This window comes from Anaerolineae bacterium, assembly GCA_013178015.1.
GTDB lineage: Bacteria > Chloroflexota > Anaerolineae > DRVO01 > DRVO01 > Ch71.
Window position 1 is genome coordinate 1 of the sequence record JABLXR010000063.1, and the last position, 19,806, is coordinate 19,806.

The window sequence follows — 19,806 nt, forward strand, 5'->3', positions numbered from 1 at the left end:
TGAAGATTAACTTCCCATCTCTGTAGACCCTCAATTCTCCTTGAAGGAAGGCCTCCCATTTTTCACTGGTCAGAGGTTTACTTGCGATTATGTAACCCTCCTGAAGCCACCGTGGGGTGGCTGTACACGATGGGCTTCCAGTCGCTCACTTACTACCTGGACCGGAACGGGCTGGTGGTGCAGCTCGGCCCCTGGCGCTTACCCATCTCCATGGACGCCATAGAGGGGATCTACGCCAGCCCTCAAGACGGCCACGGGGCACCCTTCCGGGGCCTGCGGTTGCCGGGCCACAACGTCGGTGTCGGCCAGCTCTCGGATGGCTCGAGGGCGGTGTTCCTGGCCACCGCGCCGCCTGAAGAGTGCCTCTACGTCCGTACGCGGACCGCGGTGTACGCCCTATCCCCAGCCGACCCGGATTCCTTCCTGAAGGCGTACGAGGCGGAGCGCCAGCTCCGCCCGCTGCGCCCCCTTCCGGAGGGGCTGCAGATGCCCCTCTGGCTGCGAGCGCTGGTCTGGCGGGACCGGCTCGGTCTGGCTCTGACGGTCGGCACGGTGGCTACCAGCCTGCTTCTGTTGGGGATGTGCTTCTGGCTCTATCCCAGCCTTCCTCCTGAAGTGCCCATGCACTTCGATGCCCTAGGACGACCGGATCGGATGGCGCCGCCGGGCAGCATCTTCTACCTACCCCTCGTGGGTAGCCTGGTCCTCTTCGTCAACTACGCTCTCGCCATTCCCCTCTACCGGTACGAACGACTGCTGTCCTACTTCCTGTGGGGAGGGGCAGGGCTAGTTCAGATCGTCCTTATCCTGGCCCTGCGGTCCATCACGGCCTGACGTGGCAAGACACCGAACCCTCCTGCTGGCCACCGGCAACCCCGGCAAACTGAGCGAGTTCCGTCGTATCTTGGGCGACTTGCCTGTGGAGCTGATCTGCCCGGCCGATCTCAACCTGGAACTGGCCGTGCCCGAAGAGGGCCAGACATTCGCCGAGAACGCCCGCGCCAAAGCCTGCGCCTACGCTGCCGCTGCCGGCATGCCCGCCCTGGCCGACGATTCCGGGCTGGAGGTGGACGCCCTTGGGGGGCGGCCAGGAGTGATGTCGGCACGCTACGGAGGGGAGGGAGCTTCTGACTCTGATCGGCGGCGCCTGCTCCTGGCTGAGATGGAAGCCGTGCCGGATGGCCAGCGCTCCGCCCGATTCCGCTGCGTAATCGCTGTGTGCTGGGGCGGTCAGGTCTATCTAACGGAAGGATCAGTAGAGGGCACGATCGCCCGGGAGGAGCGAGGAAGCGGCGGCTTCGGCTATGATCGCCTCTTCCTCCTGCCCGATCGGGGCCGGACTATGGCAGAGCTATCGCCGGAGGAGAAGAACGCTCTCAGCCACCGCGGACAGGCCGCCCGGGCCATGCGCGCGGTTCTGGAGCGGCTCTTGCAGGGGAATTGCAGTGCGCCAGGCCTGTCGTTGACCGACGACCTCACGAAGCAGTAGAATGCCGCCGGCGCAGGTGAGGCAGGTATCGTATGCCCATCGCTGACCTTCACGTGATCGTGGTCACCTATAGAGTTCGTGAGCTGCTCCGAGACTGCCTTGCTTCCCTGAGAGAGAGTCGGGTGGGCGGGCTCGACGTGGCAATCACCGTGGTGGACAACGACTCCAACGACGGTAGCGCCGAAATGGTGGAGTCTTGCTTCCCTGAAGTGTGCCTCGTGCGCAGCGAGAACCTCGGATACCCCTATGCCAACAACCTCGGCTTCGCCCGGCAGGACGCCCGCTATCACCTCATGCTCAATCCGGACACACTGCTGCCTCCGTCAGCTCTAGCGGAGACAGTGGACTTCATGGAGCGGAACCCAGACGTGGGCGCCCTAGGCCCCCGTCTGGTGCTGGCGGACGGGAGCCTGGACCTGGCGTGCCGCCGCGGGTTCCCCACGCCGCTCAGCGCCCTGGCGAAGTACACCGGGCTGGCACGAGCGTTCCCCCGTAGCCGTCGGCTGGGGTCCTATAACCTCACCTATCTTAGCCCCGACCATCAAGCCGACGTGGACTCTCTGGTGGGAGCGTTCATGCTGCTGCGGCGGGAGGCGCTGGAGCAGGTCGGCGGCCTGGATCAGACGTTCTTCATGTACGGCGAGGACCTCGACCTGTGCTACCGGCTGGGGTCGGCGGGCTGGCGGGTGGTCTACTGGCCCGACGTGACCGTGCTGCACTACAAGCGGGCCTCCAGCTCCCAGAGCGATCGGGCCGGGCGCGAGTTCTTCCGCGCCATGCGCATCTTCTACGACAAACACTACGCCGATGGCGCTCAGCCCCTGCAGCGGGCTGCCGTTGCTGCCGGCATCCGGCTGGTCGAGCGCCTGGTGGGTTACGGTAAGGGGGCTTCGACGTGACCAAGCGCCGCTTGCGTAACCTGTTCACGTTCCTGCTGGTGCTATCAGACGCGGGCATGACCGCGCTGGCGTTCTACCTGGGCTACCGCATCAGGGTGGCTACCGAGTCCCAACCCGACTCCAACATCCCGGCGTTCTCCGTCTACCTGGGCATGATGTTGATCCAGGTAGCCGCTATGGTCACCGTCTTCTTCTTCGCCAAGCTCTACCACGTCAAGCGGGTCTCCTCGCGAGTAGATGAGTTCTACTCCGTGTTCGGCGCCGTTTCTGTAGGTAGCCTCTTCTCCATCGCCGTCACCTCCTTCGTCTACAAGGGTGCGTTGGACTTCCCTCGGCTCATGCTGGTGTACGCCTGGCTCCTCACCATCGTTCTAGTGATGGTGGGCAGGCTTCTCCACGGGACCGCCCGCAGGCTCCTGCGCCGGTCCGGGCTGGGCTGTGACCGGGTCCTCATCGTTGGGACGGGCGAGGTGGGCCGGATGCTGCTCCAGAAGGTGCGCCACGCCCCACACCTGGGATACTACCCGGTGGGGTTTGTGGACGGGAACGGCCAGGAAGGCGAAGTCATGGGCCTGCCTATCCTCGGAGATGTGTCCCAGCTGTCCGCAGTGATAGATCGTCACGACGTGGACGAGGTGCTGGTGGCCCTGCCCGAGGCACCCCGGGAACAACTCCTGGAGATCATCTCTCGTTGCGACCGTAGCCGCATCGGTATCAAGGTCTTCCCGGACCTGTTTCAGATCATCGCGTCCGAACTAAGCATAGGCGACCTTGACGGCCTTCCCATGCTCACCGTTAGAGATGTGGCTCTGCGGGGCTGGAAGCTGACCCTCAAGCGAGCCTTCGATCTGGTGGTTGGCTCCGCCTGCCTGGTGCTAGCCTCCCCCGCCATGCTCCTGATCGCCCTCGCGGTCAAGCTGGACTCCCGCGGTCCGGCGCTCTACGTCCAGGAACGTATGGGCCTGGACGCCCGCCCCTTCCCGGTGTTCAAGTTCCGCACTATGGGAGTGGACGCTGAGGAGCAGACCGGACCGGTATGGGCCAAGGCAGGAGACCCGCGTCGCACCCGGCTGGGAGCCTTCTTGCGCAAGTACTCCCTGGACGAGCTGCCGCAACTCATAAACGTGGTCCTGGGCCAAATGAGCCTGGTGGGTCCCCGGCCAGAGAGACCCGTGTTCGTGGAGCAGTTCCGTCAGCGCATTCCGCGCTACATGGACCGACACCGGGAGAAGGCCGGGCTCACCGGCTGGGCCCAGGTGAACGGCCTCCGAGGGGACACCTCCATCGAGGAGCGGACCAAGTACGACCTCTGGTACGTGGAGAACTGGTCCATCCTTCTGGATGTGAAGATCCTCATCCGCACCATCTTCCGCATTTTCCGCGACCCCAACGCTTACTAGAGGCGCACTGCCGAGCCCGACCACAGCTGCGCCTCGGCAGGAGGCCATGAGTCTTGGCCAGCGCCTGCCTGGTGCCCCGGACCCCTCCCCCTGATCTCGGGCCTGCGTCGGCCATCCAGACGGTCCCGGCATTGCCCCTTCGAGTCTTGAGACCTCGCGGAGGTCGGCAGCGCTGGCACCAGCCGCCTGCTGTGCTATACTCGATATATAGGCACACCTGACCTGGAGGGCTTCCCGGTGGACCATCTGCTCACCCTGGCTGACCTGTCATCGGCCCAAGTCCGGCGGTTGCTAGAGTTGGCGCGGGAGTTGCGCCAGGAGTGGCGAGACGCCGGGAACAGGCCCCTGCTGGCGGGCAAGGCCCTGGGAATGATCTTCCAGAAGCCATCCCTGCGCACGCGCGTCTCCTTCGAACGGGCCATGCAACACCTCGGTGGTACGGCCATTTACCTGTCGCCCCAAGAGATCCGCCTGGGGGAGCGGGAGAGTGTGGCCGATGTGGCCCGGGTCCTCAGCCGTTACGTGGAAGCCATTATGGCCCGTGTCTTCGCTCACTCTGACATCGAGCAGCTGGCCACGCACGCTAGTGTCCCCGTCATCAACGGCCTCTCCGACAAGTATCATCCATGCCAAGCTCTGGCCGATTACCTCACCATCTGGGACAAACTAGGTCGCCTGGACGGAGTGCGCCTGGCCTACGTGGGTGACGGGAACAACGTAGCCCACTCCCTCCTGCTAGGCGGAGCGAAACTGGGCGTGCACGTCTCGGTGGCGACTCCCCCCGACTATGCTCCTGATCCGGGCGTGGTCGAGTTGGCTCGAGTGGCAGCAGCCGAGACCGGCGCCGAGGTGACCCTCCTGGAAGACCCGGTCGAGGCGGTGCGCGCCGCCGATGTGATCTACACCGACGTGTGGACCAGCATGGGCCAAGAGGACGAAGCGCAGGAGCGCCGGGTCCGGTTTGCCCCTTACCGAGTGGACAGCGCGCTGGTAGCAGAGGCCTCCGCCGATGCGATCGTACTGCACTGCCTGCCCGCCCATCGTGGCGAGGAGATCACCGACGCGGTGATTGACGGTCCGCGCTCGGCTGTCTTCGACCAGGCCGAGAATCGTCTTCACGCCCAGAAAGCGGTCCTGGCCGCGCTCCTGGGCGAGGGCGGTACGTGGTAAGGTCAGGATTGCAGACCAGCGCTTGGCCGTGGCGTTTGTGCCCGCCCTGAGCGCGTCCCCGCGCCACGGACGGCTATCAACTGAAGGGATGCTCTAGTGTCTCAGCTCACCTGGCTGGTGCAGCGGCTGACCTGGCTCAGCCTGCTGGATATCCTCTTGGTGGCAGCCATCATCTATGGCCTGTTGACCATCTTGAGACGCACCCAGGCCGTCCTGGTGCTGCGTGGGCTGATTATCGTGGCCATCCTGGCCATCCTCATGACCAGCCTGCTTCCCCTGCCCGCTTTCACCTGGCTGATAAGGAACTCGCTGCCCGCACTCCTGGTGGCCATTCCGGTCATCTTCCAGCCTGAGCTGCGCCGAGCCCTGGAGCGGCTGGGACGCGCTGGACCCGTGGCCAGCTGGTTCGGGCGCGAGGTGGCCATGGACCTGGTAGTGGAGGAGGTGGCGGACGCCTGCGTGCGTCTGGGGGAGCGAAGGCACGGCGCACTCATCGTCTTCGAGCGCGAGACCGGCCTGCAGGACGTCATAGACACCGGCGTCCTGCTTGACGCGGAGGTGAGCAGCGAGCTGCTCCTCACCATCTTCTACCCCAACACAGCTCTGCACGACCAGGCGGTGGTCATCCGCGCTGATCGGATCGCGGCGGCCTCCTGTGTCCTCCCACTCTCCGAGCGCCTGGCTACCAGCCACGTCCTGGGCACCCGGCACAAGGCCGGGATCGGAGTGACCGAGCGCAGCGACGCCGTTTCCGTGATCGTTTCTGAGGAGACCGGTATCATCAGTATCGCCCATAACGGGCGCATGATCCGACGGTTGGACGGCGAGCGCCTGCGCAACATTCTCAAGGCATTCTTCGCCCAGTCGGGCGAGATCACCTTGGCGAGCCGGCTTCGGGGCGCGTTCCCCGGCAACAGCCGCCGGTCTCGGGCAGCGTGAACTGACGATGGAGCCCAGGCTGAGAAGACTCCTCAATGTGCTCGGTTCTGTGCTTCTCTCGCTGGTGTTGGCATTTCTCGTCTGGGCCGGGGCCACCAGCGCCGAGAACCCTCCCGTCACCCAGCTCTTTCGCCAGCCCATACCCATCCAGTTGCGTAACCAGCCCGAGGGCACCGTGGTGGTGACAAGGGTGGACACATCGGTGCAAGTGCGCCTGACCGCGCCCCAAAACACCTGGCCCAGGCTGGGTACAAACGACCTGGAAGCGTACGTGGACCTAGCCGACGCTCCCATCGGCAGGGAGGTGGAGCTACCAGTCACCGTGAATATCAAGCGGCCAGGTATCCGCCTCGAGGAACAGACCCCTGTCCTCACCACCATCCGCCTGGAGCGGCTGGCGAGCAAGACCGTCCCGGTGCGAGTCAACGTGATAGACTCGCCACCGCTGGGGTACGTTACCCGCGATCCAGTAGTGGATCCCCAGACGGTGGTGGTCAGCGGGGCCGAGCCCGCCGTGGCTCGGGTCGCCTTCGCCGGAGTGGACGTCTGGCTACGAGGTACGACGGAAAGCGTGGACAGGTCCCTGACTCCCACTCCCTTGGACGAGGACGCCCTGCCGGTGACCGGAGTGACGGTGACGCCTTCGGCGGTGAACGTGCGGGTGGAGTTAGCCCAAAGGGCGAACTGGGAGCCCTCTGTTCCGGTGCGCGTGAACCTGGTGGGAGAGCCGGCGGCTCTCTACTCGGTAAGCAACATCGCCGTCACGCCCTCTCGTGTCACCCTTCTCGGCCTTCCCTCAGCGCTGGCAGAGATCGAAGGCTACATCAACACCGAACCGGTAGACATCACGGGCGCCACCGATACCATTTCCCGCAGGGTGGCACTGGAGCTGCCCCCGGGCGTCACGGTGGTCCCCGATAGCCCGGAAGCATCTCAGACCGTGCTGGTGACGGTAGAGATCGTGCCCATCACCGCCAGCCGGACCATGCAGGTCCCCGTGCGCGCCCAGGGGTTGGCGCCAGGGCTGGAAGCCCGGTTTTCGCCCGGAGCGGTGGATGTGATCCTTTACGGCCCGCTGGCGCAGTTGCAGACTCTGGTCCCAGAGAGCATAGAGGCAACGGTCAACCTGGTGGATCTTTCCCCGGGCACGCATCGCCTCACCCCCACAGTGATTCCGCCGGCGGGCACTGAGTTGCGGGGCATTCTCCCCGAAGCAGTGGAGGTGCAGGTTACCGCATCGGGTTCCTCCCCGACGCCGGAGGCTACCACTGCCCCAGCCGGATGACCCTCCCCGGCGACCCCGGCTGGGCGCGCACCCCTGCGCCCGGCGTGCCCTGCTGGCTGGCGCTGCCCTGACCCTGGCCGCTACCGCTGCGGGCGCGCCGGCCTGCCTGGACGAACCCACGCAGGCCCGAGGCGAGGTGGAGCAGTTTCTCCACCTGCTGTCAGAGGAGGATGCCGCCCCTCACCTGCTGCGACCGGCGCTGCAATCGGCCATGGAGGCCCTGCCGGCGGTGGTTCGAGAGCGACTGACGGCAGCAGCGGCCGAAGTCTGCCTCTCCCAAGGGGACTTCCTCACATACTCACTACTCGAAGGACTGCCGTTCTCCTTCCGCCTTCTGGCCGGCTACGTGCCGCGTGCGCTGGCGTTCCTGGTTCGCAGATCTGAGGGACAGAACGGGCTCCTGGGGATGGCGCTGCTGCCGACCCTCGTCCGCCCTCAGTGGCGCTCACGAGGCCTCTACCACGGTCTGGGCTTGGGTGTTCGCCCTGGCCTCCACCTCGGAGTCAACCAGGGACTGGCCGCGGCTGTGCTGATGGCCCCGGGATCGGAGTGGCTGAACCCGGGCGTGCCACCGGGCGTGGCTCTGGAGTTCTGTCTCGAGATCGCCCGCTCGCCGGAGGCGGCCCTGGCCCTCCTGGCAGACCTTAGGCCGGCGCGATCCTCTCGGCACCTGCTCTACGACCCGGTACAGGGAAGCGCCATGTTGGTGGAGGTCGGTCTCCGGCCCCGGGTGACGGACGTCTCCGAGCCGTTCCTGGTCCTCTCTTCGGCCGGGCCGGCCGCGGAGCCCAATGAAGAATGCCTGCGCACTGGCCTGCAGGCCAACCAGGGATGGCTCACGCCGGACAAGGGCCTGGCTCTGTTGCACCGCGCCCTCCCCGGGAGCTTCGGCACCGTGCTGGACCTGGACGGGCGCGAGGGACTCCTGGACGACGGAGAGAGCCGGCAGGCAGTCCGCTTCTAGGCGGGCGCTCGTTCTCGGTGCGCGGAGCGCGTGCGACTTCTCCCGCTCAGCGCCCGGCTATGCCGGTCATCACGATGCCCTTTACGAAGTACCTCTGAGTAAGGAAGAAGAGAACCACTACCGGTATGGTCATGAGGGTCGCAGCGGCCATGAGGAGGTTCCACCGGGAGTAGCCCGAGGACAGCCCGCGGAAGAAGGCCAGCCCTACTCCGATCATCTGTTTGCGCATGGTGGTGATGTAGATCAGGGGCCGGATGAAGGCGTCCCAGTCTCCCATGAAGTTGAGAATGGCGATGGTGGCCAGGACAGGTCGGGACAGAGGCATGATCACCTGCCACCAGATACGAAAGCTGCTGGCCCCATCAATGCGGGCTGCCTCGTCGAGATCGACGGGAAGAGTGAGGAAGAACTGACGCATCAAGAAGACGTTGAAAGCCCCGCCTCCGAAGTAGGAAGGAACGATCAAGGGCAACCAGGTGTCTATCCACCGGAGTTCCTTGAACAGCACGAAGGTGGGAATGAGAGTCACCACGGCAGGCAGCATCATGGTCGCCAGGACCATCATGAACCAGAAATCGCGGCCGGCGAACTTCAGGCGGGCAAAACCGAAAGCGGACAGGGAGGCGGAGAGGAGCACCCCCACCAGGGACAGGGCGGCGATCACCACAGTGTTGCGAGCCAAGAGAAGGAAAGGTATGGGCCCAAACAGCATATCGGTGTAGTTGCGCCAAACCGCTGGGCGTGGGATCCACTCCGGAGGATAGGTGAACTCGCGCCCGGTTGGCTTGAGCGAGGTGCTGACCAGCCAGAAGAAAGGTACTAGCATGGTCAGGGCACCCAGGATCAGGAGCGCGTGCATGCTCACCTCGAACAGCACTCTCCGACCATGGAGGCCGATCCCTGCGATCCCTGCAGGCCTGCGCACCAATCGGCCGGTCAGCTGCATCCCTTCCTCCTAACCGCTCTCACCCGCCGGCACGTCCGTCAACGAAAGCTCAAGCGCTCTCGTAGTACACCCATCGGCTAGATAGCCGCACTTGGATGATGGTGAAGATAAGGATGATCACGAAGAGCACCCAGGCCAGGGCACTGGCATAGCCCATCCAGAAGCTCTGAAAGGCCATCTGGTAGAGGTATAGCACGTAGAAGAGAGTGGCATTCACCGGGCCGCCGCCGGTGGCAACGTACGCCGTGGTGAAGACCTGAAAGGAGCCAATGAAGCCGATCACTAGATTGAAGAAGATGGTGGGAGTGATCATCGGTATCGTAACGTAGAGGAACTTGCGCAGTGTGCCGGCGCCATCCATGTCGGCAGCCTCATAGAGGGCCTCAGGCACCCCCTGCAGGCCGGCCAAGTAGATGAGCATGCTGGCGCCGGTGGCCCACATGCCCATGATGATGAAGCAGGGCTTGGCCAGCCGGGGGTCGGCCAGCCAGGCAAGGCCGGGGAGCCCGAACCAGCGCAGGACGACGTTGGCGAACCCGAACTCGGGGTTGAAGATCCACACCCACAGGACAGCATTGGCCACCGCGGGCATCACCGAGGGCAGGTAGTAGATGGTGCGGTACACGCTGGTGCCGTGGATCTTGGAGTTGAGCGCGAGAGCCATCAAGAGAGCAGAAAGCTGGAAGGCCGGAACGCCGAGGAAGGTATAGAAGGCAGTGTTGCCCAGAGAGATAAGGAAATACCGGTCCTTCGCCATGCGGGAGAAGTTCGCTAGGCCGGTGAACGTGGGGGCGGTGACAGCTCGATAGTCGGTGAAAGCGAAGTAGAGCGAGGCCAGCATAGGCCCCACCGTGAAGATGAAGAAGCCTAGCAGCCAGGGTGAGATGAAGGTATACCCCTCGGCATTCGAGCGCAGCGAGCGTCGTATCCTAGCCGTAGATAGCACCAGCAACTCCAAGTGCAGGGAACAGCTTACAGGGGATAGGGAGTGGAGTTTCAGCAGCTGCTGAGCCTCCCAAGTCCCTATTCCCTGTAGCCTGTCGCCTGTCGCCTGTAACCTGTAACCTATGCTTCTGCCAGGAGCGGGTCTATGGCAGCGCAGGCGGCCGCGGCTCCGTCCTTGACCGAGACCTGGCCGAGGAGCATCAGGTCCCACTGCTCGCGCCAGGCGCGCTGAATCTCACTATAGCGGGCCGGCAGAGGCATCGCCTTCACGTGCTCGGCGGCGTTCTGGTAGACCTCAAGCGACTCCCAGGGTAGCAGGTTATCCTGGAACTCGGGGGTGTTGAAGAGTGAAGCGCGCGAGGGGATGGCCCGCTGCTGCTCGAACTGGTACTTCTGCCCGCCCAGGTCACCCGGCTTAGGCCCGGCCATGTACTTGCACAGCTCCCACGCCGCGTCCACGAAGCGGGACTGGGAAACAATGCCAGCGGCGTTAGGGCCGTTGCGGCAGAAGCGTCCTTTGGGGCCGCGAGGTATGGGCGCCATGCCGATGCTGAACTCGAGGCCCTTGAAGCCGGGCACGTTGCCGCGAATGCCGTAGCGCATTCCGACCTTGCCTGAGTTGAAGCCGCCCGGTAGGCCCTCCGCCTGGTCGGGGCGAGGGGAGATGTTGTACTTGGTGTACATGTCTACCTGGAACTGGATGGCCTCCACCGCCTCCGGCTCGGAGAGCTTGCACTGCTTCATCTCTTCGTCCCAGAGCTGGCCGCCATAGGACCAAACGGCCACGTTGAACCAGTGCAGGGAGTAGGGCGTGCCCCAGTAGCCAAAGGTGCGATTTGGCCCCTCCCCACCGGTGAGCGGCACGGCCAATTCCACCAGCTTCTCCCAGGTCCACTTGTCGGAGTCAGTGGCGAAGCCCTCGGCCGAGACAGTGGGCAGCTCCACCCCTTTCTCCTCGAAGAAGTCAGCATTGAAGTAGGTCACCGAGGGACCGGAGTAGTACGGGAAGCCATAGGTCTTGCCGCCGTAGACGAAGTATCCTACGGTCTCGGGATAGAAGTCATCCACGCCAAAGTCCGAGTCCCGGTCCGCCAGGTCGTCCTGGGGAATGAGCACCTGCTGCTCGGCCCACAGGGGCACGAAGCTGGGGTGAACGTAGACAGCGTCAGGCGCGGCACCACCGGCGACCATGGTAGTGATCTTCTGGTCCATACCATCCTCGGGGACCAACTCCGCCACCACATGGATGTCGGGATTGCGCCCTTCGAAGTCGGCGATGCTGGCTTGCATGATCTCCAGCTCGCCCGGGTCGGCTACATGGGTGAAGCGGATGGTCACCGGGCCCGTGACAACCTGAGGCGTGGCCGTCACCACGGTCTCAACGATGACAGTCTCCTTCACCACCTGTGGAGCGGGACTAGCCGCACATGCAGCCAATGCGGCACCGCCCACGCCCAACGCCCCGAGTCTCATAAGATCGCGCCGACTGATGCAGGTAGCCATGAAAACCCTCCCCGACCGGAGATCGCCGCCCCCCGGTCCCTTGTGCGACACGGTCTGCCCGAAACGCGGCCTCAGCGCGGGATGCGACCCTCCTCTCTGCCCACAGATCGGCCCGCCCCGCATACGGGCCAGAACCCAAGACGCGGACAGCTCTCGCATTGCCCCTCTGCCTAACCCGGTGTAGGCCCCGGACAGCAGCGAGCGATGCACGATTGAGTGGTCGGCCCACGGCGATGTGGCGCCGGCGTGTGACAGCGGATGCCGTCATCCGGCCCCGAAGTGGTGAGGGCGCCCGGAAGTCCGCCCCGTGCGAGGAAGGGAGCTGACGCATCATGGTCGGCGCCCAGATACCCGAGAGCATCGGCGTCGCCCCCGATTCGCCTGCGCACGACGCTCCCTGAAACCTCTCAGGTCGCGCTTGCATGATACGCTCACGCTCTCGTGCCTGTCAATGAGTGTGCTCCGAGACTTGATCCCGCAGTGCTTGCCGCGGGGTGAATGCAGCCCCATGGTACCGACCGTACGCTTGAGCAAATGTGACCATAGTGCTATGGTTCTGCCGGCCACGCGGCTCCGTGCAGCAGCGTCGGGGCCTGATGGTGCACCCGGCAGGTTGCGCGGCAAGCCCTGATGGGGAGGACGAGTATGTACGTAACCGAGTTGATCTGGCTGCTCTACGTGTTGTTCCTGGTGGCGCTGGCCGGCTTCATGCTCTTCTTCGCCTCCAGGGTGAGGGCCAAGGAGGAGTGACCATGGAGAAGAGCGAGCGGCTCTGGTTCGGCTTCCTCATCGCCGTCTTCCTGGTCTTCAACGCCATTACCCTCTCGCCCGTCGTACCCTGGCAGCGCTGGATGCTGTGGGATCGCCCCGTACCCAACCGTCAGGTGAGGGCCCACTTCGCCGACTACCGCATCACCCTTTCGCCGGAAGCGCGCGAGATCAGAGTGGGCGAGTACGTGGAGTTTCTGGCCACCTCAGAAGACGTCACTTACGGTTTCGGGGTCTTTCGTCAGGACGGCCGGATGATCCTGCAGATGCAGGTGATACCCGGCCACCAGAACCGCATCCTCTGGCGCTTCGACGAACCCGGCGTCTTCGACGTGCGCTCGACCGAGTACTCCGGCCCGCGTCATCCGGAGACGTTCCTCGACGACGCCATCGTGGTCACAGGCTAGGGAGGGGCTGAGGTGATCAGGATTGGCTGGATCGAGAAGTGGACCCTTCGCTTCGCTGTGGTCGGGCTGGTCTTCCTGGCCATGTCCGGGTTCGAGGGCGCCCTGATGCGCACGCATCAGGCCGCTCCGGGCGTTCTCGACCCGGTCGAGGAGATGCTGGCCGCGGTTCGTCCTGGTGGCCGCGACCTGACCTCGACTGACCTCTACTTCGGCATGCTCACCGTCCACCCGGTGGTGGGCATCTACGGCTTCGCCTACATGGCCGTGATGGGGGCCTTCTACTATCTGGTCCCCAAGCTGGTGGAGAAGCCCATCAAGTTCCCCAAGCTGGTGCCGGTGAACTTCTTCCTCCAGGCGGGCGGTGTGTTCCTGGCCTGGGGATCGGGCTTCTTCGGCGTCTTCAATAGCCTCTACACTCTCTACTGGCCCCTGCCGGTGAGCTACGATCGGGTGCCCCTGGGCGCCAGCGTGGTTTTCGTCACCGCCATGGCGGTAGTGATGATCAACATCCTACTCTTCGGCTTCAACCTCTTCGCCACCGTCCTGAGCAAGACCAACCCTCACTCCTACACCTTGGGGCAGTTCCTATCCTCGGCCTTCGGCATCACCCGCCTGCGGCGCCGCTTCCGACCCGCTGAGGCCTCCGACATCCCGGACTACGAGCAGATGCCGGTGTTCATAGTGGCAGTGGGGCGCGGGTCCATAGACACGGCCATCAATGCCGTGGTCATACTCTCGGCGGGGGCGCTCATCCTGGTCTACGGGCTGGCAGCGCTTCTGGGCAACCCCCTCGATCCCACCGCCATTGACCCCCTCCTGTACAAGAACTGGTTCTGGTGGGGGCTGGACATGGTGGCCGATGGCAACGTGCTCATGTATACCGCCGGTACCTGGTACCTGCTGGTGCCCCTTCTGGCGGGGCGCAAGCTCTTCGGCGAATCGGTGGTGCGTACAGTCATCCTGGCCGACCTGCTGGTGTCAATGTTCGTCTGGAGCCACCACCTGCTAGCGGATCGGCCTCAGCCAGGCTTCCTCAAGCTCGTGTCCGGCCAGTTCGTCACCTGGGGCGAGTTCTTCACCATGGGGCTCACCATCTTCGCCGTCATGATGACCATCTGGCTGGCCCGGCCGGTCAAGATGACCGCGCCCCTGAGGTTCATTCTGGGTTCCATCTTCGGCTTCGCCGCCGGGGGAACTGCCGGGCTGATTCAGGCTAACGTGGGCCTGAACGTGGTGCTCCACAACACCCAGTGGGTGGTCAACCCACACGCCCATGTGCTGCTGATGATTGGCCTGGGCAACCTGCTCTTCGCCGTGGTCTACGCTCTGCTACCCATGCTCACTACGCTCGAGGCTCGCAGCCGGGCCCTCATCGACGTGCACTTCTGGGGGTGGACCGGGGGCACCCTGCTCATGACTACCGCCATGGGCACCGCGGGCTCCCAGGGAATGCTGCGGCGTATGCTATACTTCGGCGGCGAGTACCGCGGCTATATGGTGTTGGCCGTCATCGGGGCGGTGGTAGCCGGGATCGGCTTCCTGGCCTTCCTGGCTAACCTGCTGTGGACCCTGGGACTGCCTAACATCCTGAGTCTCGTACTTCCCCATAGCTGGGTGGAGCGGCGCTTCGGCCGGGTGCAGGCGCCGGCCGAGTCGTAGCGGAGGTGACGGAGGCTACCAGTGACCTGGGAGACCGGGACTGCCGGCGCTGAACTGACCGAACGCCGACGACCGGGCGGCGCAGGGCAAGCCCTGACCGCCTACGTCATGGTGTGCAAGCCAGCTTCGGTGGCGCTGCTGGTCTTCGTGGGCCTGGCTGCCTTCGTGGTAGGCGGGCGAGGCGCCATCATGGGTTGGCCCCTGGCGGTGGTGCTGCTGGCAGGCACGGCAGGCAGCGCCGGGGCCAACGCCGTCTCCTGCTACCTGGAGCGCGACCTGGACGCAGCGATGGTGCGGACCCGGCGCCGCCCGCTGCCGACAGGGCGCATCAGCCCTCCCACGCGGGCCCTATGGTTCGGCCTGGCCCTGATACTGGTGGCTCTCGTTCTCTCGGCTACCCTAGGGCCGCTCACTCTGGGGCTCATGCTTCTGGCTCAACTGGACTACCTCGTCATCTACATCCTGTTGACCAAGCGACGGAGCCGCTGGAACGTGCTCTGGGGCAGCTTCAGCGGAGGGGTGCCGGCCCTGTTCGGCTGGGCAGCGGCCACAGGCAGCCTGGACCTGGCGCCCGTCCTGATGGCGGCCCTGGTGGTCCTATGGATCCCTGCCCACATATGGACTCTGGCCATCTTCCACACGGCCGACTACCGTCGCGCCGGGGTGCCAATGCTGCCGGCGGTGGTGGACCTAAGAAAGGCAGCCCGCTGCCTGGCCTGCACCGCCGTGCTGGCCTTCCTGGCCTCCCTGGCCCTCTACCCTGCCGCCGGGCTGGGACACCTCTACCTGGCGGTGGCGCTCGTCTCCGGGTCGGTGCTGGCGGGGGGCAATGTGCTTCTCGCCCTCCGGCCTTCGCCCCGGGCCGCCTGGCTGCTGTTCAAGCTGTCCAGCCCCTACCTCCTGCTCGTGTTCGGCGCCATGGCAGTGGACGCCCTGAGGTGAGTGCCGGAGCGAAATAGGGCCTCGCCCTTCCTGCCGCTCGGGCTCCGCCTTCCGCTGGCATCCAGCCCCGAAGCGTGTGCTGCCTCCCGCGGGCCCTCGCGGTATAATCCTGGCCAGCGCTCCTTCCGAGGCCGGCCGCGAGAGAGCGCACTGGCGCAATCGCCCTGGCCCGCGTCCGATGCGGGCCCTGTCGCTCGAGAGGAGGCGTTTCATGCACGTACGTGACGCTCGTCTTCCCCGATTGCTCTTGATCCTGGCGCTGCTGGCCGCACTTGCGCTCTTCGGCTGCGGTGCCCCTGCTACCCCGGAGCCCACCGCGACCCCGTTCACGCCCGAGGCCAGCCCGACCGCTCCCGCAGTTGCCACCACGCAGGCCACTCCCACCGTCGTTGAGCTCCCTCAGACGCCAGAGACAGCCCCTCCGCCGGAAGGCCGTTACGTGGGCGCCATCGAGGTGGGGGGCCAGCGCATCGAGATCGAGATCGAGTTCGGCCAGAGGGGACAGGAACTGGTGGCGACCATGGACATCCCGGTGCAGGGGGCCATGGACATTCCGCTGAACGAAGTGCTCTACCACCCGCCTGAGATCAGCTTTACCGCCTTCTCGGGCAACAGCCTGGCGGCCTTCGCCGGCCAGGTCGAGGAGTCGGGCAGCATCTCCGGGACCTTCGTCCAGATGGGTGTGGCCGGGACGTTCGTCCTGGAGCCCGCCCCGCCAGTGGTAGAGGAGCCGCTCCCCTATCGCGAGGAGGAGGTCGTCTTCCACAACGGGGATATCACCCTGGCGGGGACGCTGTCGCTGCCCGAGGGCGAGGGACCCTTCCCGGCCGTGGTCTTGATCTCCGGAAGCGGCGCCCAGAACCGAGACGAGAACATCCTCGGCTTCCGTATCTTCTTCAGGATCGCTGACCACCTGACCCGCAACGGCATCGCCGTCCTGCGCTACGACGACCGGGGCGTGGGTGGCTCCACCGGGGACTTGACCCAGGCTACCCAGGTGGACCTGGCCGGCGACGTCCTGGCGGCCGTGGAGCTGCTTCTGAGCCATGCCCAGATAGACCCGGAGGCCATCGGCCTGATCGGGCACAGTGAAGGGGGGATAGTGGCCCCGCTAGTGGCCAACCGATCCGAGAACGTATCCTACCTGGTGCTGCTGGCCGGACCGGCCACGCCGGGCGAAGAGATACTGGTGGACCAGCTGGAGCTGATCATGCGAGCCCAGGGGGCCACGGAGGAGCAGATCGCCGCGGCCAAGGAGAAGCAGCAGAAGACGCTGGAGGCGGTGAAGACGGGCGAGGGCTGGGACGAGGTCCGCGCCCGGTCCGAGGCCGAACTGCGGGCCACCATAGAGGCCCTTCCGGAGGCTCAGCGCCGCGCCCTGGGTGACGTGGACGAGTTCGTCAGGAACGCCGTCGAGGCCGAGATCGCTAACGTGGCCAGCCCGTGGTTCCGCTCTTTCGTCGAGTACGACCCCGTGCCGGCCCTCCGGGAGCTGGACGTGCCGGTACTGGCCTTGTTCGGCGAGCTCGACACCCAGGTCCCGCCAGAGAAGAACGCCCAGGCCATGCGGGAGGCGTTGGAGGAGGCTGGGCTGGAGGACTTTCGCATCGAGATCCTGGCTTCCGCCAACCACCTCTTCCAGGAGGCGGTCACGGGAGGGGTGGACGAGTATGCCACCCTGGAAAAGGAGTTCGTTCCCGGGCTGCTGGACCTGATCACGGAGTGGATCCTAGAGCACACCAGCTAAGAGCTCGCCCAGGCCGCGCCGTTCAAGGCGCGGCTCTGTTGTGTCCGAGGCTGCGCCCGGCACAGGGATTGCACCACCGGAAGGTGACGTGCCGCTCCCTCTGGGGAGCGAGGCACCACCCTGAACCACGGGAGCAGAGATGTTGCTGGAGCTTGAGGAGACCCTGACGCTGCAGGAAGCAGCGGATGCCCTGGGCTGCTCGTATGAGGATGCCCTGCAGCTCCTACGGGAAGGTAGGCTCACCGGGTACCGCCTGGCAGGGCACTGGTGCGTCTCACTGTCGGATCTCGAGCGGTGCGCCGCCGACCTGGTCTCCGAGGCGGTGTAGCCCACGCCGCGAGCCGGACGCGGAGCTCCGCGTCCGGCTCGCGGCGCACGCATCACGGCGCCTGTGTGACCACGAACTCGTCGGAGACGCCGATGACGACGCCAGATCCCTGGTCGCAGTCCACAGCCATCCCGACCCTTCCACCCGGGAAACCGTAGGCGTTAGACGCCATCCCGTGGTGGCAGTCCCCCTCCGGCCAGCCGCTCCTGGGGCTGCGGCGGTCGCCACGGTACAGGACCCGGGCCTGTGGTTCGACAGGCGCGACAGCGGCCTGAGCGACCGTTCGGAGGCCCAACTCGCGGTCATGCAGGACACGGTCAGAGCGAAGATGTGCATAGGCCCGATCAGTGGCGATCGGCGGAGCGAGGGGTGAGAGGCGGGGGCTGCCCCGTCGGGCTAGCGAGAACGCCGGCTACCCATCTTGCACCTCCAGTGACGGGGTGTCGGGCGCCGTTCCATCACAAGGTCCCCGGAGCAGCTCCCCCGCTCCGGTCCGACGCCAGTCGGCGCGATATGTGGGATGACCCGGCTCAGGCTTGAGGCCGGACAGCTTCTGGAGAGACGCTAGGCAGCATATCACCGGAGCGGTATCCTGCCTAGCGCGCGATCCCTTTGAGTCTGCCCTATCGGACCGACGACTCCCGCACGCAGTCCAGGTAGTAGAGGGCGTTCTCCAAAGGGATGTTGGGCGGGATGTGGTTGCCCACGGCCATGAAGTAGCCGGGGCAGTGGCGGCCTAACTCGGTACAACGCTTCACCTCCGCCCGAATGGCCTCTTTGTCACCGAACGTCAGAATGCGGGCATCGGCGTTGCCGATGATGACCTTGCTGCGGCCGTAGCGCTCGACCACGTACTCCAGGCTGGTGAGGGGCTCGAAGATGAACCCATCAGCGCCGGCATCGGCCAGGTCGTCCACGAACTGGGTGAAGTCCCCATCGGAGCAAAAGAGGACGATCTTGCCGGCGTCGTGGAGGATCTGCCACAGCTTCCGGTAGCGGGGGAAGATGTGCTCGCGGTACCAGGCAGGCCGGAAGATGGCTCCCTGGCTCCAGACCATGTCGTCATGGCAGATGAAGGCCCGGATGCTGGTCCTGGCCCAGGCGCGGAAGTGATGCTGGGAAAGGCGGAAGATGCCTTCCAGCACCCGATCGAAGCCCTCCGGGTCGGCGCCCACGGCGGTGAGGAACATCTCCCACCCGAAGGCCTGGATGCAGCCGGAGACGATAGTCTTGTAGTAGCCTCCGGGGAAGACCAGCTCGGGATGCCTCTGCTGGTTGGTGCGGTAGTCGTCCTCGTAGAAGGCCACCAACTCGTCGAAGTCGGGGAGTCCGTACTCCTCGACAGCATCGAAGGCGAGGACGTCCTCAACGGTGTGGAAAGGGCTGGGGACAATGTCTCGCCGGTCCGAGCCGTCCTCCAGCCACTCGGCGTGGCCCATGTCCGTGGTGCGGCCTCGCTCCTGCCAGGGCACCGGCCCGTCATTGGTGCGAAAGAGGAAGTCATAGTCGGCGGCCAGGTAGAACCGGCGCCAGGCTTCGGCGGCCTGATCGGGCCGGGAAGGATCGAGGCCGGTGAGGTGCCGGACCAGCTCCCAGTGGGAGACGTACTCGGTGTGGGGAATGCGGTCGGGCATCTCCAGACGCAAGGCGGCCATGCCGCGGCGGTAGGACATGCGGTATCTCCTTGGGAGTGGTGACGAGGAGTCTACAATACCCTGGGGTCCGCCTCCAGGCCCGCGGAGTACCGTGGACTGGTGCGCACGGCTTTCGGCGGGGCGCGTCCTCACCTAGACTGGCCCCCATGAGAGCGACGCGCCATCTGCCTGAGGACTACCATAGGGCAGGCAGCCTGGACATCAGCGAGGATGCCAGGCTTCAGGTGTTGCTCACCGTGGCGGGGGCTGTTCTCTTCGTCGGCTTCGGATGGTTGTTCCTCTTCGTGCTGGGCTGGATGCGCCCGGATGTCGGCGCGATGGGTATGAGCCTGGAGGTCGCCAGTGTCGGGCAGTTGCTCTCGCTGGTCCTGGTGCTGGCGCTGGTAGTAGCGGGCGTGATCGTGCTGCACGAGGCTGTGCATGGGCTCTTCTTCTGGCTCATCACCGGATCGAAGCCGGTGTTCCGCTTCAGGGTCGTGTTCGCTTCCGCCGGGGCACCGGACTGGTACTTGCCCTGCCGCCAGTACACGGTGGTAGGGGTGGCACCCCTGGTGGTGATCACGGGGATCGGCCTGATCCTGCTGGCTGCGGTACCGCACGAATGGTTGCCACCTGCGCTCCTGTTCCTCTCCCTGAACGCCGGAGGGTCCGTAGGGGACCTGGCCGTCGTCGTGTGGCTGCGGGCGCAGCCGCCGACCTGCGTGGCGAATGACCGCGGCGACAGGGTAACGCTCTACCGTCCGAGGAGCTGACTCGGCGA

Annotated in this window: 18 protein-coding genes; 14 read left to right on the forward strand and 4 right to left on the reverse strand. The window is 65.3% G+C overall.

Features of this window, described 5'->3' with window-relative positions; genetic code table 11:
* Nucleotides 1-81: 81 nt before the first annotated feature.
* The 8 genes from HPY83_17805 (at nt 82) to HPY83_17840 (ending at nt 8,146) form a co-directional block, all read left to right on the forward strand.
* Nucleotides 82-834: a DUF1648 domain-containing protein gene (locus tag HPY83_17805; GenBank protein ID NPV09800.1), complete on the forward strand. Its 753-nt coding sequence runs from the start codon at nt 82-84 to the stop codon at nt 832-834.
* Between the two features lies 1 nt (nt 835).
* Nucleotides 836-1,489, forward strand: a complete 654-nt coding sequence (gene rdgB / locus HPY83_17810) for an RdgB/HAM1 family non-canonical purine NTP pyrophosphatase (GenBank protein NPV09801.1) — start codon at nt 836-838, stop codon at nt 1,487-1,489.
* A gap of 32 nt (nt 1,490-1,521) precedes the next feature.
* A complete protein-coding gene (locus tag HPY83_17815) occupies nt 1,522-2,388 on the forward strand; it encodes a glycosyltransferase family 2 protein (GenBank protein NPV09802.1) in 867 nt (288 codons plus the stop codon).
* Nucleotides 2,385-3,788 carry an undecaprenyl-phosphate glucose phosphotransferase gene (locus HPY83_17820; GenBank protein ID NPV09803.1) on the forward strand — a complete coding sequence of 468 codons (1,404 nt, stop codon included), beginning with the start codon at nt 2,385-2,387 and terminating at the stop codon, nt 3,786-3,788. Before HPY83_17815 ends, HPY83_17820 begins: the two co-directional genes overlap by 4 nt.
* Nucleotides 3,789-4,010: 222 nt before the next feature.
* The gene (gene argF, locus HPY83_17825) at nt 4,011-4,958 is read left to right on the forward strand and encodes an ornithine carbamoyltransferase (GenBank protein NPV09804.1); all 948 of its coding nucleotides are present in this window, start codon (nt 4,011-4,013) and stop codon (nt 4,956-4,958) included.
* 96 nt (nt 4,959-5,054) lie between these two features.
* Nucleotides 5,055-5,897 carry a TIGR00159 family protein gene (locus tag HPY83_17830; protein NPV09805.1) on the forward strand — a complete coding sequence of 281 codons (843 nt, stop codon included), beginning with the start codon at nt 5,055-5,057 and terminating at the stop codon, nt 5,895-5,897.
* Nucleotides 5,898-5,934: 37 nt separating this feature from the next.
* Nucleotides 5,935-7,182 carry a hypothetical protein gene (locus HPY83_17835; GenBank protein NPV09806.1) on the forward strand — a complete coding sequence of 416 codons (1,248 nt, stop codon included), beginning with the start codon at nt 5,935-5,937 and terminating at the stop codon, nt 7,180-7,182.
* Between the two features lie 136 nt (nt 7,183-7,318).
* Complete coding sequence (locus HPY83_17840) at nt 7,319-8,146, forward strand: hypothetical protein (protein NPV09807.1); 828 nt, start codon at nt 7,319-7,321, stop codon at nt 8,144-8,146.
* Between the two features lie 46 nt (nt 8,147-8,192).
* On the opposite strand, the gene HPY83_17845 is transcribed toward HPY83_17840, so the two are convergent.
* The 3 genes from HPY83_17845 to HPY83_17855 form a co-directional block, all read right to left on the reverse strand.
* A complete protein-coding gene (locus tag HPY83_17845; GenBank protein NPV09808.1) occupies nt 8,193-8,972 on the reverse strand; it encodes a carbohydrate ABC transporter permease in 780 nt (259 codons plus the stop codon).
* A 169-nt stretch (nt 8,973-9,141) separates the two neighbouring features.
* Complete coding sequence (locus HPY83_17850; GenBank protein NPV09809.1) at nt 9,142-9,933, reverse strand: sugar ABC transporter permease; 792 nt, start codon at nt 9,931-9,933, stop codon at nt 9,142-9,144.
* 224 nt (nt 9,934-10,157) lie between these two features.
* On the reverse strand, nt 10,158-11,540 hold the full coding sequence (locus HPY83_17855) for a sugar ABC transporter substrate-binding protein (GenBank protein ID NPV09810.1): 1,383 nt from the start codon (nt 11,538-11,540) through the stop codon (nt 10,158-10,160).
* Nucleotides 11,541-12,292: 752 nt separating this feature from the next.
* On the opposite strand from HPY83_17855, the gene HPY83_17860 reads away from it, so the two are divergent.
* The 5 genes from HPY83_17860 to HPY83_17880 all read left to right on the forward strand — a co-directional run bounded on the left by HPY83_17860 (nt 12,293) and on the right by HPY83_17880 (nt 17,391).
* Nucleotides 12,293-12,715, forward strand: a complete 423-nt coding sequence (locus HPY83_17860; GenBank protein NPV09811.1) for a hypothetical protein — start codon at nt 12,293-12,295, stop codon at nt 12,713-12,715.
* A gap of 12 nt (nt 12,716-12,727) precedes the next feature.
* Nucleotides 12,728-14,374 carry a cbb3-type cytochrome c oxidase subunit I gene (locus tag HPY83_17865; GenBank protein ID NPV09812.1) on the forward strand — a complete coding sequence of 549 codons (1,647 nt, stop codon included), beginning with the start codon at nt 12,728-12,730 and terminating at the stop codon, nt 14,372-14,374.
* 108 nt (nt 14,375-14,482) lie between these two features.
* The gene (gene cyoE / locus HPY83_17870; GenBank protein ID NPV09813.1) at nt 14,483-15,316 is read left to right on the forward strand and encodes a protoheme IX farnesyltransferase; all 834 of its coding nucleotides are present in this window, start codon (nt 14,483-14,485) and stop codon (nt 15,314-15,316) included.
* Nucleotides 15,317-15,527: 211 nt separating this feature from the next.
* Nucleotides 15,528-17,063, forward strand: a complete 1,536-nt coding sequence (locus HPY83_17875) for an alpha/beta fold hydrolase (protein ID NPV09814.1) — start codon at nt 15,528-15,530, stop codon at nt 17,061-17,063.
* Nucleotides 17,064-17,202: 139 nt separating this feature from the next.
* Nucleotides 17,203-17,391: an excisionase family DNA-binding protein gene (locus HPY83_17880; GenBank protein NPV09815.1), complete on the forward strand. Its 189-nt coding sequence runs from the start codon at nt 17,203-17,205 to the stop codon at nt 17,389-17,391.
* A 623-nt stretch (nt 17,392-18,014) separates the two neighbouring features.
* Here HPY83_17880 and HPY83_17885 read toward each other — a convergent pair.
* Nucleotides 18,015-19,064: a hypothetical protein gene (locus HPY83_17885; protein NPV09816.1), complete on the reverse strand. Its 1,050-nt coding sequence runs from the start codon at nt 19,062-19,064 to the stop codon at nt 18,015-18,017.
* Nucleotides 19,065-19,192: 128 nt separating this feature from the next.
* Here HPY83_17885 and HPY83_17890 point away from each other — a divergent pair, with 128 nt between their 5' ends.
* Entirely contained in the window at nt 19,193-19,798 is a 606-nt protein-coding gene (locus HPY83_17890; protein NPV09817.1) for a DUF3267 domain-containing protein, read from the forward strand.
* Nucleotides 19,799-19,806 lie beyond the last annotated feature (8 nt).

What these genes read in the sequence shown, in the direction of transcription:
- HPY83_17875 (NPV09814.1), top strand. Translation starts at nt 15,528, where the DNA reads ATGCACGTACGTGACGCTCGTCTTCCCCGATTGCTCTTGATCCTGGCG.
- HPY83_17880 (NPV09815.1), top strand. Translation starts at nt 17,203, where the DNA reads ATGTTGCTGGAGCTTGAGGAGACCCTGACGCTGCAGGAAGCAGCGGAT.
- HPY83_17860 (NPV09811.1), top strand. Translation starts at nt 12,293, where the DNA reads ATGGAGAAGAGCGAGCGGCTCTGGTTCGGCTTCCTCATCGCCGTCTTC.
- HPY83_17890 (NPV09817.1), top strand. Translation starts at nt 19,193, where the DNA reads ATGAGAGCGACGCGCCATCTGCCTGAGGACTACCATAGGGCAGGCAGC.
- HPY83_17815 (NPV09802.1), top strand. Translation starts at nt 1,522, where the DNA reads ATGCCCATCGCTGACCTTCACGTGATCGTGGTCACCTATAGAGTTCGT.
- HPY83_17850 (NPV09809.1), bottom strand. Translation starts at nt 9,933, where the DNA reads ATGCTGGCCTCGCTCTACTTCGCTTTCACCGACTATCGAGCTGTCACC.
- HPY83_17845 (NPV09808.1), bottom strand. Translation starts at nt 8,972, where the DNA reads ATGCTAGTACCTTTCTTCTGGCTGGTCAGCACCTCGCTCAAGCCAACC.
- HPY83_17885 (NPV09816.1), bottom strand. Translation starts at nt 19,064, where the DNA reads ATGTCCTACCGCCGCGGCATGGCCGCCTTGCGTCTGGAGATGCCCGAC.
- cyoE (NPV09813.1), top strand. Translation starts at nt 14,483, where the DNA reads ATGGTGTGCAAGCCAGCTTCGGTGGCGCTGCTGGTCTTCGTGGGCCTG.
- HPY83_17855 (NPV09810.1), bottom strand. Translation starts at nt 11,540, where the DNA reads ATGGCTACCTGCATCAGTCGGCGCGATCTTATGAGACTCGGGGCGTTG.